The organism is Dactylosporangium sp. NPDC050688 (assembly GCF_040654515.1).
Classification (GTDB): Bacteria; Actinomycetota; Actinomycetes; order Mycobacteriales; family Micromonosporaceae; genus Dactylosporangium.
In genome coordinates, this window is the sequence record NZ_JBFAIC010000004.1 from 231316 (window position 1) to 247490 (window position 16175).

Consider the following 16175-nt stretch of genomic DNA (forward strand, 5'->3'; position numbering starts at 1 on the left):
TCCCCGACCTGGGCTCCGGCGCAAGGGTCGGTCAGTACGCGAGGCCCAGGTCGGCCGCGGCGTTGGTCGAGTCGTACTCCCGGTCGGAGATGATGATGTTCTCCGGGATCGCCTCGCCGTTGAAGAACTTCGTGGCGGTGCCGAAGGCCAGCGGGCCGAAGCGCGGGTTGGACTCGATGACCGAGGAGATCCAGCCCTCGACGATGCCCTGGACGGCGCCCTTGGTACCGTCGATCGTCACGATCTTGACGTCGCCCGCCTTCTTGCTGGCGCCCTTCAGCGCGGTGATCGCGCCGAGCGCCATCTCGTCGTTCTCGGCGTAGATGCCGTTGATGTTGGGCTTGGACTGCAGCAGCTGCTCGGAGACCTTCTGGCCCTCCTCACGGGAGAACTGGCCGGTCTGCTCGAACTCGATCTTGATGTTCGGGGCGACCTTCGCGATCTGGTCCTTGAACCCGTTGGTCCGCAGCGTGGTCACGTTGTTGCCGGGGGCGCCGAGCAGGATCGCGACGGTGCCGGTGTTGTTGAGGGCCTTGGCCATCTTGTCGGCGGCGCGCTTGCCCTGCTCGTAGAAGTCCGAGCCGATGAACGTCAGGAAGTCGGTGCAGTGTTTCGCGTTGATCTTCCGGTCGATGGTGACGATCGGGACCTTCTTCGCCGCGGCCTTCTGGAACACCGAGTCCCAGCCGTCGGAGTTGAGCGGCGCGATGACCAGCAGCTGCACGCCCTGGTCGATCAGCGTGCTGACGTCGGTGATCTGCTTGTCGAACTTCGAGTCGGCGTTGGTGACCTTCAGGTTGGCGGCCGGGATGCCCAGCTTCGCCGCCTCGTCCTTGATGGACTGGGTCTCGGCGATGCGGAACGGGTTGGCCTCCTTCTCCGACTGCGAGAAGCCGATCGTGGCGGTCTTCAGGTCGATCTTCGTCCCGCCGAACTGCTGCAGGGTGCAGGTGGAGCCTCCGGCCCCGGCGGACTTCGTCGTCTGCACCGCGGCGGAGCTGTCGGCGGTCGCCTTCGCGGCGGGGTCGTCCTCGGACTTCGCGCAGCCGGTCATCAGCAGGGCGGCGGCGCTGAGAACGGCCAGGGCGGGCCGCCAGCGGCCACGCATATCGATCATCTCGGTCACTCCCTTGAGCGAGGGGTGGACCGCGGCGCGAGGTACGCCGCGTTGGGGTGTACCGCATTCACTCATCCTCCAACTTTTTCTGTCAAGAGTTTCCACCCACCCGCCCAAAACCAAACAACAACTGTCACATGTTCGAGACCTTGGCGAAGTTGTCCCGACATCGCGGCGATCGATCGCGTGCAACCGCCGGCGGGTATGCCACAATATTCAACAATTTCGATCTCTCGACCCTGGGAGCTGGGATGGCCCGAAATCCCCGGGCGTTGAGGCGCGTCCTCACCGCCGCCGCCACGGCGCTGTTGGCATCTACGTTCATCACTTCGGTTGGGACCACACCGGCGGCCGCCACCGCCACCCCGCGACCCGGCCCGGTCACCGCCCCCGTCATGGGCTGGAACAGCTGGAACCGGTTCGGCTGCAACATCGACGAGAACCTCATCAAGGCGACCGCCGACGCCATGGTGAGCACCGGGCTGCGTGCCTCCGGCTACACGTACGTCAACATCGACGACTGCTGGATGGCATCCACCCGCGACGCGCAGGGCCGGCTGCGCCCCGACCCGGTCCGCTTCCCCGGCGGGATCGCCGCCCTCGCCGACTATGTGCATGCCCGCGGGCTCAAGCTCGGCATCTACTCCTCGGCCGGCACCGCCACCTGCCAGGGCCTGCCGGCCAGCCTCGACCACGAGACCGCCGACGCGCAGACCTGGGCGTCATGGGGCGTCGACCTGCTCAAGTACGACAACTGCAACAACCAGGGCCGCCCCGCCGTCGCGCGGTACAAGGCGATGGGCGACGCGCTCAAGGCCACCGGGCGGCACATCGTCTACAGCATCTGCAACTGGGGCAACGACGCGCCGTGGGTGTTCGGCCCGGACGTCGGCGGCAGCCTGTGGCGCACCACCGACGACATCAACGCCAGCTGGGGCAGCATCACCTCGCTGCTGGACCAGCAGGCGGGGCTGGAGACCTTCGCCCGCAAGGGCTACTCCAACGACCCCGACATGCTCGAGGTCGGCAACGGCCCGCTCACCCAGGACGAGAATGTCGCGCACTTCTCGCTGTGGGCGCTGCTGTCCGCGCCGCTGCTGCTCGGCAACGACCTGCGCAGCGTCTCCACCGCCACCCTCGACGTGCTGCGCAATGCCGAAGTCATCGCCGTCAACCAGGACTGGGGCGGATCGCAGGGCCGCCGCGTCGCCGACAACGGCGACACCGAGGTGTGGGCCAAGCCGATGAGCGACGGCTCCGTGGCGACCGTGCTGTTCAACCGCGGCGGATCGGCCACGACCGTCTCCACGACCGCCGCGGCGCTCGGGCTCGGCGGCTCCAGCTCGTACACCACCCGCAACCTCTGGACCGCGGCCACCGGCACCACGGCGGGGACCGTCTCGGCGACCGTCGCGCCGCACGGCGTCGCGATGTTCCGGGTGACCCGTGCGGGCACCCTCGCCGCCCCACCGGCCGCCGCCGGGACGCTGCACGTGAGCGACCTGCCGTGGCTCGCCTCCAGCGGCGGCTGGGGACCCGTGGAACGCGACCGCGCCAACGGTGAGCAGGCTGCCGGCGACGGCGCGGCCCTGAACATCGGCGGGACCGCGTTCGCCAAGGGCATCGGCACGCACGCCGACGCGGCCGTGCACGTCTGGCTCGGCCGGGCCTGCCGCACGTTCACCGTCCAGGTCGGCGTCGACGGCGAGGCCGGCGCCAACGGCTCCGTGCGGTTCGCGGTGTACGGCGACGGCCGGCTCCTCGGCTACACCGCCGTGAAGACCGGTGGGCAGGCACCGACCAGGCTGACCATGTCCACCGGCGGCTACCTGACCCTCGAGCTGCGGGTCACCGACGCCCGTGACGGCGTCAACTACGACCACGCCGACTGGGGTGCCCCCACCCTCGTCTGCGGCGGCAGCGGCGCCGGTACGGCCGTCAGCGACCGCACCTGGGGCACCGCCGTCAACGGCTGGGGACCCGCGGAACGCGACACCTCCAACGGCGAGCAGGCCACCGGCGACGGCAGCCTCATCACCGTCGGCGGGGTCAGCTACCCCAAGGGCGTCGGCGTCCACGCCGGCGGCGACCTCACCGTGCCCCTCGGCGGGGCGTGCAGCCGGTTCACCGCCGTCGCCGGCCTCGACGCCGAGGTCGGCACGTCCTCGACCGGCGTCGTGTTCAGCGTCGTCGCCGACGGCGTCACGCTGTGGACCAGTCCGACCGTGACCGCCGCCGCGCCCGTCATCGTGGATGTCGCCGTGGCCGGCCGCACCGACCTGCGGCTCGTCACCGGCGGCGCCGGCTCCATCGACTACGACCACGCCGACTGGGCCGACGCGCGCCTCATCTGCTGAACCGGTGCGTCCCCGGTCCGGGGGTGACCACGAAGGTGTCGGGAGGCGTGAAGCCGGCCACGGCGAACGCCTCCCGCACGCCGGCCTCCACCGCGTCGCAGCGCTCCTCGTCGACCAGCGCCAGGACGCAGCCGCCGAACCCGCCGCCGGTCATCCGGGCACCGTGCGCGCCGTGCTCCAGCGCGGCCTGCACCGCCGTGTCGACCTGCGGCACCGTGATCTCGTAGTCGTCGCGCATCGACGCGTGCGACGCGGTCATCAGCGGCCCCGCCGCGCGCAGGTCACCGGCGCGCAGCATCGCGACGGTGTCCAGCACCCGCTGGTTCTCCGTCACCACGTGCCGCACCCGGCGGCGGGTGGTGTCGTCGTCGAGCTTGGCCAGGGCGTCGGGCAGCGCGTCGGTGTCGATGTCGCGCAGCGCCGCCACGCCCAGCACGGCGGTGGCCTCCTCGCACGCCCGGCGGCGGGCCGCGTACTCGCCGTCGACGTGCGCGTGCGGCGCCCTGCTGTCCACGACCAGGATCTTCAACCCGGCCGCGGCCAGGTCGAACGGCACCTGCTCGGTGGCCAGGGAACGGCAGTCCAGGAACAGCGCGTGGCCCTCCTGGCACAGGGTCGACGCGGCCTGGTCCATGATGCCGGTCGGGGCGCCCACGTACTCGTTCTCGGCGCGCTGCGCCAGCCGTGGCCGGTCCCGCATCGGCAGGCCGGTGCCGTCGACCCCGGCGAGGTCGGCGAGGACCGCCATCGCCGCGCACTCCAGGGCAGCCGACGACGACAGCCCCGCGCCGAACGGCACGTCGGAGGCGATCTCCAGCCGGGCGCCGGGCACGTCGACGCCGGCCTCCCGCAGCACCCACACGACCGCGGCCACGTACGCGGCCCAGCCCCCGACCTTCTCGCTCAGGTCGAAGGTGACCGTCTCACCCGTCTGCTCCGACGTGACGACCCAGTGCCGCCGCTCCAGCCGGACCCCGCTGACCGCGGTCGCGTGCGGCAACGCGAACGGCAGCACGAACCCGTCGTTGTAGTCGGTGTGCTCGCCGATCAGGTTGACCCGGCCCGGGCTCACCCACAGCGTGCCGGCGCCGTCCGTGCCGTCCCTCAGGCGCTGCGCGGCGAACTTCACAGCTGGACCTCCCGCAGCATCGCGGCGGCCTGCTCCGGCCGCACGTCGTTGACGAACACACCCATGCCGGACTCGGAGCCGGCGAGGTACTTGAGCTTGCCCGGCGCGCGGCGGGTGCTGAACACCTGCAGGTGCAGGTACGCCAGGTCCCGGTCGACCCGGACCGGCGCCTGGTGCCAGGCGGCGATGTAGGGCATCTGCAGCCCGAACATGCCGTCCAGGCGGCGCAGCACCTCCAGGTAGATGGGGGCGAACGCGGTGCGCTCCTCGGCGCCCAGCGCGGGGATGTCCGGGACCTGGCGGTGCGGGTACAGGTGGATCTCGAAGGGCCAGCGTGCCACGGCGGGCACGAACGCCGTCCAGTGCGCGTTCTGCGCGACGACCCGGGATCCGTCGGCGCGCTCGGCGGCCAGGACACCGGCGAACAGGTTGCCGTCACCGTGCCCGCGGGCCGACGCGAGCATCCGGCGGGTGCGCGGCGTGATGAACGGGTACGCGTAGATCTGCCCATGCGGGTGCGACAGGGTCACCCCGATCTCGGTCCCGCGGTTCTCGAAACAGAAGACCTGCTCGACGTCGTCGCGGGTGGACAGGTCGGCGGTGCGGTCCGCCCACGCCTCCAGCACGGTGCGCACCCGCGCCGGCGACAGCGACGCGAACGACGCGTTGTGGTCGGAGGTGAAGCAGACCACCTCGCAGCGGCCGGCGCCCGGCCGGGTCGGCACCAGCCCCGGCAGGACGTCGCCCTGCTCGGGCCCGACCCGGTGGCTGAACGACGGGAACCGGTTCTCGAACACCACCACGTCGTACGCGGAGGCCGGGATCTCGCTCTGCCACTGCGGCGTCGACGGGCACAGCGGGCACTCGTCGGACGGCGGGTGATAGGTCCTGGACTGCCGGTGCGCGGCGATGGCCACCCACTCATCGAGGATGGGGTCGTGACGCATCTCTGACGCCGCGGGCGGGGGCGGAAGCTCCCGCTGGTCGACCGCGTCCCGGGACGCGTCGTCACGTTCGTCGAAGTAGATGAGTTCCCGACCGTCGGCGAGGTGGGTGACCGTGCGCTTCACTCGTTCTCCAGGTGGGGTGGCTAACCGCTCGGATCGACCACGATGAGTTCACCGACGCGCTCAGCGAGCTGCACCCGTGCCTCCGCGGGCAGTCCGACGTCGGTGATGAGAATGTCCGCCTCGTCGAGCGGGGTGATGGTGGCGATGCCGACCATCTCCCATTTGGTGTGATCGGCCAGCACGACCAGCCTGCGGGCGGCGGAGACCATCAGGCGGTTGGTGCCGGCCTCCATGAGGTTCGGCGTGGTGAAACCGGTGCGCGGGCTCATGCCGTGCACGCCGAGGAACAGCACGTCGACGTTGAGCGAGCCGATCGCCGCCTCCGCGACCGGGCCGGCGAGGGCGTCGGACGGGGTGCGGATGCCGCCGGTGAGCACGACCGTCTGGTCGGGCCGGCCGGCGTGGTACAGGGTGTCGGCGACCGGGATCGAGTTGGTGACGACGGTCAGTCCCGGGACGTCGACGAGGTGCGCGGCGAGCGCCGCCGTCGTGGTGCCGGCGGACAGCGCGACCGCCGTGTGCGGTTCGATGAGCTTCGCTGCCCGCTCGACGATGGCGGCCTTCTCGTTGCGCTGGCGCACCGACTTGGCGTCGAACCCGGGCTCCTCGGTGGACCCCGGGTCGGCGATGGTGGCGCCGCCGTGGACCTTGTCGACCAGCCCGCGGTCGGCGAGCGCCTCCAGGTCACGGCGGATCGTCATGTCGGAGACGCCGAACTGGCGCACGAGCTGGCTGACCCGCACGCCCCCATGACGACGCACCAGATCAAGAATGGCCGTTTGCCGTTGCTGTGCGAGCATCACGCGGTTCCCTTCGCGAGCGCAGCGGCCGGCGCGGCTGCGCGGATGGCAAATCCCATCGCAGATTCCAACGCAGACGTTACGTCGCCAGGGACGGTGCGCACCCCGGTGACCCGGCCGAAGTTCACGGCCGGGTGGACACCACCACGAAGGGCGGCTGGGTGCGCGCGCATGCGCTACAGCTTCGAACCTAGCCGACCAGAAGTCAACAAACTCGAACAGTAAACTGTGCGAACTGTGTTCAGAACGGCGCGGTTCCGACCGTGGTCAAACGTTGCGTGGCCCGGGACAAGGCCACGTACAAGGTCCGGAACCCGGTCCTGGCCTCGTCGCGGATCTGCGCCGGCTCGACCACCAGCACCCCGTCGTACTCCATGCCCTTCGAGTCCAGCGCACCCACCGTCTGCAGCCGCTCGTCCAGCCCGTCGACCCACTTCGCGACCTCGTCGCGGCGGGCCGTCGGCGTGATCACCCCGACCGTGCCCTCGACCTGCTCCAGCAGCGTCTGCGCCGCCGCCCGCGTCGCCGCCTCCAGCTCCGGCGCGTCCACCGTCGTCAGTACGGGCGTCTGGTTGGACGACCGCACCGCCGCCGGCAGCTCGATGTCCGGCTGTGCCGCGCGGATCACCCGTGCCGCGACCTCGAAGATCTCCGCCGAGTTGCGGTAGTTGGTGGTCAGCGTGAACGCCGAACGCCGCCGGCCGCCGATCGCGCCGTCCATCGCACGCTCCGCCTCCGCCGCGTCGGCCCACGCCGCCTGCGCCGGGTCGCCGACGATCGTCCACGTCGCGTTCGGCCCGCGCCGGCCGATCATCCGCCACTGCATCGGCGACACGTCCTGCGACTCGTCGACGATGATGTGCGCGTAGTCGCGGTAGTCCGTCGGGCGCTCCACGGCCTGCGCCCTGGCCGCCGCCATCCGGTCCGCGTACGTGGTGACCTCCCGCACCCCCTCCGCGACGTGGAACGGGTCCCGGGCCACCCGCTTGCGCACCGGCGGGTCGCCGAGCAGCTCGTGCAGCTCGTCCAGCAGCGCGACGTCCTCGACCGACGGGTCCTCGGGGTCGATCGACCCGGCGAGCACCGCGATCTCCCGGTTGCTCAGCACCCCGTTCGCCCACCGCGACAGCCGGTGACGGTCGGTGAGCCAGCCGAGCACCTGCGCCGGGCGCAGCACCGGCCACCAGGCCCGCATGAACGCCACGAACTCCGGCCGCTCGGCGATGTCCGGCGCGAACTCCTCCCGCTTCTGCTGCCGCCCCGACGGCAGCAGCTCCACGCTCTGCCGCCACAGCGCGTCCAGCACGTGCCCGGCCGCCTTCGCCCGGGCCGCGTTGCGGCGCACCCCCAGGTTGAGCACGGTGCGGCGCAGCTCGTCCAGCGCCGGGCGCTCCAGCACCAGCAGCTCACCCCGGTACAGCACGCGCAGCCGGTCCGGCGAGTCCGGCACCGGGCCGCGCGCCGCCCGGCCCAGCACCCGCTGCATGCGCAGCGACCCCTTGACCGCCGCGACCTCCGGCGGCTCGTGCCGGGTCGCCTGCACGCCCTCCAGCAGTTGCCCCAGCGACCGCAGCGACGCGGTGTCCTCGCCCAGCGACGGCAGCACCCGCGACACGTAGCCGACGAACACGTCCGACGGGCCGACGACGAGGACGCCGCCGGACTCGTACCGGTTACGGTCCGCATACAGCAGGTACGCCGCACGGTGCAGGGCCACCGCCGTCTTGCCGGTGCCCGGCCCGCCGCGCACGATCGTCACGCCGAGACTGGGGGAGCGGATCGCGTCGTCCTGCTCCCGCTGGATCGTCGCGACGATGTCCTTCATGCCGGTGCCGGTGGCGCGGGACAGGTTCGCCAGCAGCGCCCCGTCGCCGATGACCGCCATGTCGCTCGGCGCGGCCTCCGGGTCGAGCAGGTCGTCCTCGATGCTGACGACCTTCTCGCCGCTGCTGCGGATGCTGCGCCGGCGCACGACCCCCATCCGGTCGGCCGGGGTCGCCCGGTAGAACGGCGCCGCCGCGGGCGCCCGCCAGTCCACGACGAGCGACTCGTACGACTCGTCGCGCAGCCCGAGCCGGCCGATGTAACGAACCTCACCGCCGGGCACGACCGGATCCGCGGACGCGGCGTCCTTGCCGTCGCCGGACCGCCCGTCGGGGCCCAGGTCGAGCCGGCCGAACACCAGGCCGTCGTGCTCGCTCTCCAGGGCCCGCCGCCGCTTCGCGGCGTGATAGACCATCGCGTCGCGCTCGACCAGCGCACCGAAGTTGCCGACCCGGGCCAGGCTGTAACCCTCGCGCTCCACCTCGGCGGCGGTGATCCGCAGCTGGTCGAGACGGGCGTAGACCCGGTCGAGGTATGCCTGCTCGGCGGCGATCTCCGACTCGCGAACCGCGTCGTTCAACGCCCCACCCCTAGCACCGGGTTAAAAAACAACCCTACGAGCCTACTGCACGGCGTGATCGCCGGCGTCTGCTCGGCTGCTCGCGGTGTGCTGCCGGGGACCGCCCGGCGGGCTTACGGGGTGGGCGCCGGCGCCTGCTCGACGTCCTCCGGCACGGTCCGGGCCTCCGCGGCGGCCTTGCGGCGCAGGTAGACGGTCGTGGCCAGGCCGGCGACGACCGCGATCGCCAGGGCGATCCACGAGAAGTCCTTCAGCCACTTCTCCGCCACCCGCCCCACCGAGTAGATCGCGAACACGGTGCCGAACGCCCAGGTCAGACCGCCCAGGGCATTCGCGACGAGGAACTTGCCATACGGCACCCGCAGCGCCCCGGCCAGCGGGCCGGCGAGGATGCGCAGCAGCGCGATGAACCGGCCGAAGAACACCGCCCACACGCCCCACCGCTGGAATGCCCGCTCCGCCTTGGCCAGGTGCGCCGGCCCGAAGTGCTTCGGGAACCGCCGCCCGACCCGCTCCAGCAGGTGCCGGCCGCCGCGCCGGCCGATCAGGTAGCCGATCGAGTCGCCGACGATCGCGCCCACGGACGCGGACGTGGCCACCAGCCACGGGTCGATCTTCGTCGTCACCGACAGCAGCGACGCGGTGACCAGCGTGATCTCGCCCGGCACGGGGATGCCCATGCTCTCGATCCCGATCACGCCGCCGACCAGCAGATACACCCAGATCGGCGAGAGGGTGGCCATCCACGTCTCGATGTGATGCAAAGTCGCCTCCCCGCGGTGGATTTCGCCTCCACCCTCTCATACGGTGACCACCGTGACGTGGATGGTGTATGGCGCGAACGGTTACAGTGGGTCACTTCTTGCCCGGCTTGCGGCGTCCCGCGGCGAACGTCCCGTGCTCGCCGGCCGCTCCTCCGCCGTGGCCGGCCTCGCCGGCGAACTGGGCCTGCCGCACCGGACGTTCCCGCTGTCGGCGCCCGACCTGACCGGCGTCACCGCCGTCGTCAACTGTGCCGGGCCGTTCGCCGCCACCGCACGCCCTCTGGTCGAGGCATGCCTCACAGCCGGCGTGCACTACCTCGACATCACCGGCGAACTCGACGTCTTCGACTGGATGTTCGCCCAGTCGTCACGCGCCGTGAGCGCCGGCGTGGTCCTGCTGACCGGCGCCGGGTTCGACGTCGTGCCGACCGACTGCCTCGCCGCCATGCTCGCCGCCGCCCTGCCCGGCGCGGTGACCCTCGAGCTCGCCTTCGACGCGCCCGGCGGCCTCAGCCGTGGCACCGCCAGGACCAGCCTCGCCGAGGCCGCGTCCGGCGGCCGCCGCCGCGTCGGCGGCGAGCTTGTCGCCACGCCCTTCGGCACCCCCTCCCGCACCGTGCCGTTCCCGTCGGGCCCACTGGAGGTCGGCGCGACCCGCTGGGGGGATCTCGTGACCGCGTACCACTCCACCGGTATCCCGGACATCACCGTGTACATGCGGCTGCCCCGCAACGCCGGATCGCCGCTGGTGCGGCTGCTGCGCCTGCGCCCGCTGCGCGCGGCCGCCCAGGCCCTCATCCCCTCGGGCGGCCCCTCCACCGCCCGCCGCGCCGGCACCGGCTGCGAGGTGTGGGGCCAGGTGACCGACGCCGCCGGCGCCACCCGTACCGCGACACTGACCGGACCGAACGCCTACGCCCTGACCGCAGACGCGTCACTGCGCGCCGTGCAGCGCGTCCTGGCCGGCGGCATCGCACCCGGCACGCACACCCCCGCGACGGGGCTCGGCCCGTCCTTCGTCGAAACCCTCGACGGCGTCACGGTCGTCCAGCCGCACTGATCCGCTGCCTGATCCGCTGCCTGATCCGCTGCCTGGTCCGCGGTCACGCCGCGGCGATGGCCTCCGCGCCGTCGCCGGCGTCACCGGTGGCTGCCGCGGCGGCCTCGCCGGCGGCTGCCACGCCGAGCTCACCGGCGGCTGCCGCGCCGGCCCTGACCGCGGCGGCCGCCGCCGCACCCGCGGGCTGGCGGGCCATCCGGGTCGTCGCCGCCGCGCGGCGGATCACGCCGACGATGGCGCCGGTGACGACGTCGGGGCGTTCGATGGGCAGCATGTGACCGGCGTCCTCGCAGGTGATCAGCTCGGCGTCGGGCAGTTCGCCGGCGATCGTCGCGGCGCAGGCGGGCGGGGTCAGGCGGTCCAGGGTGCCGACGAGCACGGCGACCGGCAGGCCGCGCATCGCGGCCAGGGTCTCGACACGGTGGTGCAGGTCGACGGAGGGGCGGAAACCGCCGATCGCGCACAGCGGGGCGTTGGCGACCATGGACGTGGTCAGGGTGATCCAGGACGTGTCGACGCGGTGGCCGAACACGAGCCAGCGCACGCCGGGCGCCAGCAGCGGCATCAGCCTGCGGTGCGGGCGCCATGCGCCGGAGCGGGCGAGCAGGCCGGCACCCTGGACCTCCAGGATGCGCATGACCCGGGCGAGCCGCGGACTCAGGCCGTAGCTGGTGCGCGACGAGCCCTCCGCCGACGTCGAGACGAGGACCACACCGGCGACGCGGGTGGCGAAGGCGGCGGCGTGGCGTTGTGCGTACTCCATGATCGCCATGCCGCCGAGGGAATGCCCGACGAGCACGACCGGTCCGGTGGGCACGTGGGCGGTCAGGACCTCGGCCAGGTCGTCGCCGAGCTGTTCGAGGGTGGCGTCGGTGCCGGACGTGGCGGAGGAGCGGCCGTGACCACGCAGGTCGAAGGCGAGCATCCGCACGGGGGCGCCGAGACGGGCGGGGAGGTCAGCGATCTGCTGTCGCCAGAGGCGGTTGTCGAGCGTCCAGCCGTGCAGGAAGACCACGGTCACCGGGGTCCGCGCCGCGCTGTCACCGCCGGTGGCGGGCGGGTACAGCACGCTGTACAGGCGGGCGCCGTCCGGGAGCCTCACGGCAGAGGGGGAGACGACGGTACCCATGGCCCATTGTTACCCGGAAGTACGTCAAATTACCCCGGTGATCCGCAGGAGGATTTCAGCGGTGACCGGGCCCGGGACAGCACACAGCCGCCGCCCGGGGTGTCCCGGGCGACGGCTGTGGAAGTGAAGCGCGTCAGGCGGCTTCGAACACGCCCGCGTCGACGAGGCGCTGCTCCGTCGCGTCCCAGCCGTGGCCGGGGTGCGCGGCGTTGAGGGCCTGCAGCTCGACCCGCAGCTTCGCTGCGTGGCCGGCGCCGGCGAGGACCCGGATCTCCTCGACGAACGCGTCGGAGGACGTGGCGAGGCGGTTGGTCTTGCCGTTGGTCAGGTTGCGCACGTAGACGTGCTTGCCGCCGTTGAGCGGGATGAGGTATTTGAACTCACCCAGCACGCTCAGGGCGCCGGATGCGCCGGCCTGGCCTGCGCGGACTGAGGCCCGCGCGGTCTTTGAGGTGTTGCTCGCCACGGCGGGAACTCCTTGTCGAGGCTGAAACTGCTGAAGACAGCAAAACTGTAACACCCGTCAGGTCCGGCCAAAAAAACGAGTTACCTGGTGGGGGCTCCACCCGTTGGACATTTCGTAGGACCCGAGTTGCCGATTCGCTGGCGCACCGAGCGCAACATCGTCATCATGAGTCCCACAAGCACATAGCCACAGGGCTGAAGCAGGACCCGCCGGGTTTCGAGGTCGTAGGGGAAGACGCACCTCGGTCTCCGGGAGGTCATCCGTGCCCACGCGTGGCGTCATATATGTCCACTCGTCACCGCTCGCCGTGTCATCGCACGTCGAGTGGGCGATCGCCCGCGTCCTCGGCGCGCCGGTCCGGCTCGAGTGGACGCCGCAGCCTGTCGAGCCGTCGGCTCGCCGGGCCCAATGCTCATGGACCGGAGCGACCGGGACCGGAGGGGAGCTGGCGGCCGCCCTGCGGCAGTGGCCCATGATCCGCTTCGAGGTCACCGAGGAGCCGAGCCCCGGGGTCGACGGCGAGCGGTTCATGCACGTGCCCGGCCGCGGGCTCTTCCACGGCTCGACGAGCGCCAACGGCGACATCGTGCTGTCCGAAGACCGACTGCGCCACCTGATCGCCACGTCGCGGGGGTACGAGACGCTCGCCCACGCGATGGAGAAAGCCCTCGGTGGCCCGTGGGACGCCGAGCTGGAGCCCTACCGGCACGCCGCCGACGGCGTACCCATGACCCTGCTCACCCGAGTTGGGTAACTTGCACGTGCGTGGTTGAGTGGCACGGTGCCGCGCCTCGCAACCCTGTCAGGACCCCGGTCGCGCCTGCTGGTGCCGCTGGCGGTCGCCGCCGTGCTGCTCGGCGGGTGCGGTGGCGGAGGGTCCGCCGCACCGTCGCCGTCCGTGACCGCCCAGGACTCCGCCGTGCGGCCCACCGGCGACCCGGCGAAGCAGGCCGCGGAGCTGGTCGCTCGGCTGTCCGACGAGGAGCTCGTCGGGCAGCTGCTGATGCCGTATGCGTACGGCAACGACGCCGACAAGGTCAGCTCCGGCTCCGTGTCGGCGAACAAGGCGTATGCCGGCGCCCCGACCCCGGCGGAGATCGTCCGCAAGTACCGGCTCGGCGGCATCATCCTGGTGTCCAGCAGCGCCGACGACCCGACCGCCGGCACCAACAAGACCACCAACGTCGAGTCGCCCGCCCAGGTCACGAAGCTCACCGGCGGGCTGCAGTCGGCGGCGCTCGGCCTGCCCGCCAGGATTCCGCTGCTCATCGGCACCGACCAGGAGTACGGGCAGGTCACCCGCATCCGCGACGGCATGGTGCAGCTGCCCAGCGCCCTCGCCCTCGGCGCCGGCAACGACCCGGCCCTGACCGAGGCCGCGTGGAAGGCGGCCGGCACCGAGCTCGCCGCCATCGGCGTCAACCTCGACTTCGCCCCCGACGCCGACGTCCTCGGCGCCCAGCCCGGCGGGGTGATCGGCTCCCGTGCCTTCGGCAGCGACCCGAAGCTCGTCGCGGAGCAGGTCGCCGCCGCGGTCCGCGGCCTGCAGTCCGCCGGGGTCGCGGCGACCGTGAAGCACTTCCCGGGCCACGGCCACACCACCGTCGACAGCCACAGCAGCCTGCCGGTGCTCAGCCAGAGCCTGTCCAGCCTGCAGAGCGGCGACCTGCCGCCGTTCGTCGCCGCCGCCCAGGCCGGTGTGGGCCTCGTCATGTCCGGCCACCTCGACGTGAAGTCGGTCGACCCGGGGGTGCCCGCGTCGTTCTCCAGCAAGGTCCTCATCGACCTGCTGCGCACGAAGCTCGGATACACCGGCGTCGTGGTCACCGACGCGCTCAACATGGCGCCCGCCGAGCAGTGGGGGCCCGGCGAGGCCGCCGTCCGCGCCGTCCTCGCCGGCAACGACATCCTGCTGATGCCGCCGAAGCTGACCGAGGCGCACAAGGGGCTCCTCGACGCGGTGCGCTCCGGCCGGCTGCCCAAGCAGCGCCTCATCGAGGCCGCGACCCGGATCCTGACGCTGAAGTTCCGGCTCGCCGCCGTGCCCCGCCCAGACGCCTCGGTCGTCAACGGCGACGCCGGCAAGGCCGCGGCCAGGGCCAGCGCGGCGGCCGCCGTCACCGTTCTGCGCGGCCCCTGCTCCGGGGCGCTGGTCACCGGACCGGTCCGGGTCACCACCGCCGGCAGCGAGACCGCCCGCGGCCACCTCGAGGCCGCGTTGACCGCCGCCGGTGCCACCGTGGTCAAACAGGGCGGCGCCGAGGTCCGGCTCATCGGCTACGGCAAGGGCGCCTCCGACCTGTCCGCGTCGGCGGCGGTGACGGTCGCCCTCGACACGCCGTACGTGCTGCGCTCCGCGAAGGGCACCCTGCTGGCGACGTACTCCTCGTCGCAGGCCTCGATGTCGGCCCTCGCGGACGTGCTGGTCGGCAAGGCGAAGGCCCCGGGCCGCTCGCCGGTGCCGGTGCAGGGGCTGCCGGCGACCGCCTGCGGCTGAGACCACGGCGGCGACAGCAGCCGAAAGGGGGCGCCGGACCAGCCGGCGCCCCCTTCTGCGTGTGACCCTGCGGAACCTCAGGCGCGGGCGAACACCAGCGCGGCGTTGTGCCCGCCGAAGCCGAAGGAGTTGTTCAGCGCGGCGGGGATGTCCAGGTGACGGGCCTTGTGCGCGGCGACGTCGAGGTCCAGCCCGTCGTCGGGCTCGTCGAGGTTGATCGTCGGCGGGACAATCCCGTGGTAGATCGCGAGGATCGTCGCGATCGACTCCACCGCGCCGGCCGCGCCGAGCAGGTGCCCGGTCATCGACTTGGTGGAGGTGATCAGCGGGTGGTCGCCGAGCGCCCGGTGCAGCGCCTTGATCTCGGCCAGGTCGCCGACCGGGGTCGAGGTGGCGTGCGCGTTGACGTGTACCACGTCGGACTTGGCGACACCGGCGTCGCGCAGCGCGAAGTCGATGGCGCGCACCGCGCCGTCGCCCTCGGGGTGCGGCTGGACGATGTCGTACCCGTCGGAGGTGAGCCCGGCCCCGGCGAGCCGGGCGTAGATGCGGGCTCCGCGGGCGCGGGCGTGGTCGGCGCGTTCGAGGACGATGACGCCGGCGCCCTCGCCGAGCACGAAGCCGTCGCGGCCCTTGTCCCAGGGGCGCGAGGCGCGCTCGGGCTCGTCGTTGCGGATCGACATGGCGCGCATCGAGGCGAACCCGGCGATCGGCAGCGGGTGGATCACGGCCTCGGTGCCGCCGGCGACCACGACGTCGGCGCGGCCGAGCCGGATCAGGTCCAGGGCGTGCGCGATGGCCTCGGCGCCGGTGGCGCAGGCGCTGGCGACGCAGTGCACTCCGGCCTGCGCGCCGAGCTCGAGACCGACCCAGGCGGCCGGGCCGTTGGGCATCAGCATCGGCACGGTGTGCGGCGACACCTTGCGCGGGCCGCTGGCCTCCAGGATGTCGTCCTGGTTGAGCAGCGTCTGGGCCCCGCCGATGCCGGTGCCGACGCTGACGGCGAGCCGCAGCTTGTCGACCTCGGGCGAGCCGGCGTCGGCCCACGCCTCGCGGGCGGCGATGATCGCGGTCATCTCCGAGCGGTCCAGGCGGCGGGCCTGCACCCGGTCGATCACGGTGCTGGGCTCGACGGCCAGCTGCGCGGCGATCCGCACGGTCAGCTGCGCGGCCCAGTCCTGGGTCAGCGGCGACACACCCGACTTCCCGGCGAGCATGGCATCCCACGTGGACGCGACATCCCCGCCCAGGGGCGTGGTGGCCCCGAGACCGGTGACGACGACCTCAACACTCACAGCACAACACCTCTCTGGCTGACCCACATGGCGCGGTCTCGGGCACGTCCGGGGTGACCGTCCGGACCCGAGACCGCGACAACGGCT

The 16175-nt window shown here is 72.3% G+C and carries 13 protein-coding genes; 4 read left to right on the forward strand and 9 right to left on the reverse strand.

Annotated elements, in window-relative coordinates; translation table 11 throughout:
- Window positions 1-31 precede the first annotated feature (31 nt).
- Window positions 32-1117 (reverse strand): ABC transporter substrate-binding protein, encoded by a 1086-nt coding sequence (locus AB0H83_RS06635; protein ID WP_360087930.1) that lies wholly within the window; start codon window positions 1115-1117, stop codon window positions 32-34.
- Between the two features lie 251 nt (window positions 1118-1368).
- Between AB0H83_RS06635 and AB0H83_RS06640 the strand changes: the two genes are divergently transcribed.
- The gene (locus tag AB0H83_RS06640) at window positions 1369-3474 is read left to right on the forward strand and encodes an NPCBM/NEW2 domain-containing protein (protein WP_360087933.1); all 2106 of its coding nucleotides are present in this window, start codon (window positions 1369-1371) and stop codon (window positions 3472-3474) included.
- Here AB0H83_RS06640 and galK read toward each other — a convergent pair.
- The 5 genes from galK to AB0H83_RS06665 form a co-directional block, all read right to left on the reverse strand.
- Window positions 3464-4603, reverse strand: coding sequence for a galactokinase (gene galK / locus AB0H83_RS06645; RefSeq protein WP_360087936.1), 1140 nt, complete (start codon window positions 4601-4603; stop codon window positions 3464-3466). The genes AB0H83_RS06640 and galK overlap by 11 nt on opposite strands.
- Complete coding sequence (gene galT, locus AB0H83_RS06650) at window positions 4600-5673, reverse strand: galactose-1-phosphate uridylyltransferase (protein WP_360087939.1); 1074 nt, start codon at window positions 5671-5673, stop codon at window positions 4600-4602. Before galT ends, galK begins: the two co-directional genes overlap by 4 nt.
- A 20-nt stretch (window positions 5674-5693) precedes the next feature.
- Window positions 5694-6473: a DeoR/GlpR family DNA-binding transcription regulator gene (locus AB0H83_RS06655; RefSeq protein WP_360087942.1), complete on the reverse strand. Its 780-nt coding sequence runs from the start codon at window positions 6471-6473 to the stop codon at window positions 5694-5696.
- A 241-nt stretch (window positions 6474-6714) separates the two neighbouring features.
- Entirely contained in the window at window positions 6715-8877 is a 2163-nt protein-coding gene (locus AB0H83_RS06660; RefSeq protein WP_360087945.1) for an ATP-dependent DNA helicase, read from the reverse strand.
- A 113-nt stretch (window positions 8878-8990) separates the two neighbouring features.
- Window positions 8991-9620 carry a DedA family protein gene (locus AB0H83_RS06665; RefSeq protein ID WP_360087948.1) on the reverse strand — a complete coding sequence of 210 codons (630 nt, stop codon included), beginning with the start codon at window positions 9618-9620 and terminating at the stop codon, window positions 8991-8993.
- An 82-nt stretch (window positions 9621-9702) separates the two neighbouring features.
- Between AB0H83_RS06665 and AB0H83_RS06670 the strand changes: the two genes are divergently transcribed.
- Window positions 9703-10701 (forward strand): saccharopine dehydrogenase NADP-binding domain-containing protein, encoded by a 999-nt coding sequence (locus AB0H83_RS06670; RefSeq protein WP_360088098.1) that lies wholly within the window; start codon window positions 9703-9705, stop codon window positions 10699-10701.
- Window positions 10702-10744: 43 nt separating this feature from the next.
- Here AB0H83_RS06670 and AB0H83_RS06675 read toward each other — a convergent pair whose 3' ends face one another.
- Both AB0H83_RS06675 and AB0H83_RS06680 read right to left on the reverse strand, forming a co-directional pair.
- A complete protein-coding gene (locus tag AB0H83_RS06675; RefSeq protein WP_360087951.1) occupies window positions 10745-11803 on the reverse strand; it encodes an alpha/beta hydrolase in 1059 nt (352 codons plus the stop codon).
- A 160-nt stretch (window positions 11804-11963) separates the two neighbouring features.
- Window positions 11964-12296, reverse strand: coding sequence for a hypothetical protein (locus tag AB0H83_RS06680; protein WP_360087954.1), 333 nt, complete (start codon window positions 12294-12296; stop codon window positions 11964-11966).
- Between the two features lie 262 nt (window positions 12297-12558).
- On the opposite strand from AB0H83_RS06680, the gene AB0H83_RS06685 reads away from it, so the two are divergent.
- Window positions 12559-13050 carry a DUF3145 domain-containing protein gene (locus AB0H83_RS06685; protein WP_360087957.1) on the forward strand — a complete coding sequence of 164 codons (492 nt, stop codon included), beginning with the start codon at window positions 12559-12561 and terminating at the stop codon, window positions 13048-13050.
- A gap of 27 nt (window positions 13051-13077) precedes the next feature.
- Complete coding sequence (locus AB0H83_RS06690) at window positions 13078-14793, forward strand: glycoside hydrolase family 3 N-terminal domain-containing protein (RefSeq protein ID WP_360087960.1); 1716 nt, start codon at window positions 13078-13080, stop codon at window positions 14791-14793.
- A 77-nt stretch (window positions 14794-14870) separates the two neighbouring features.
- Here the strand turns inward: AB0H83_RS06690 and fabF are convergent, their stop codons facing one another.
- Window positions 14871-16088, reverse strand: a complete 1218-nt coding sequence (fabF, locus tag AB0H83_RS06695; protein ID WP_360087963.1) for a beta-ketoacyl-ACP synthase II — start codon at window positions 16086-16088, stop codon at window positions 14871-14873.
- Between the last annotated feature and the right edge of the window lie 87 nt (window positions 16089-16175).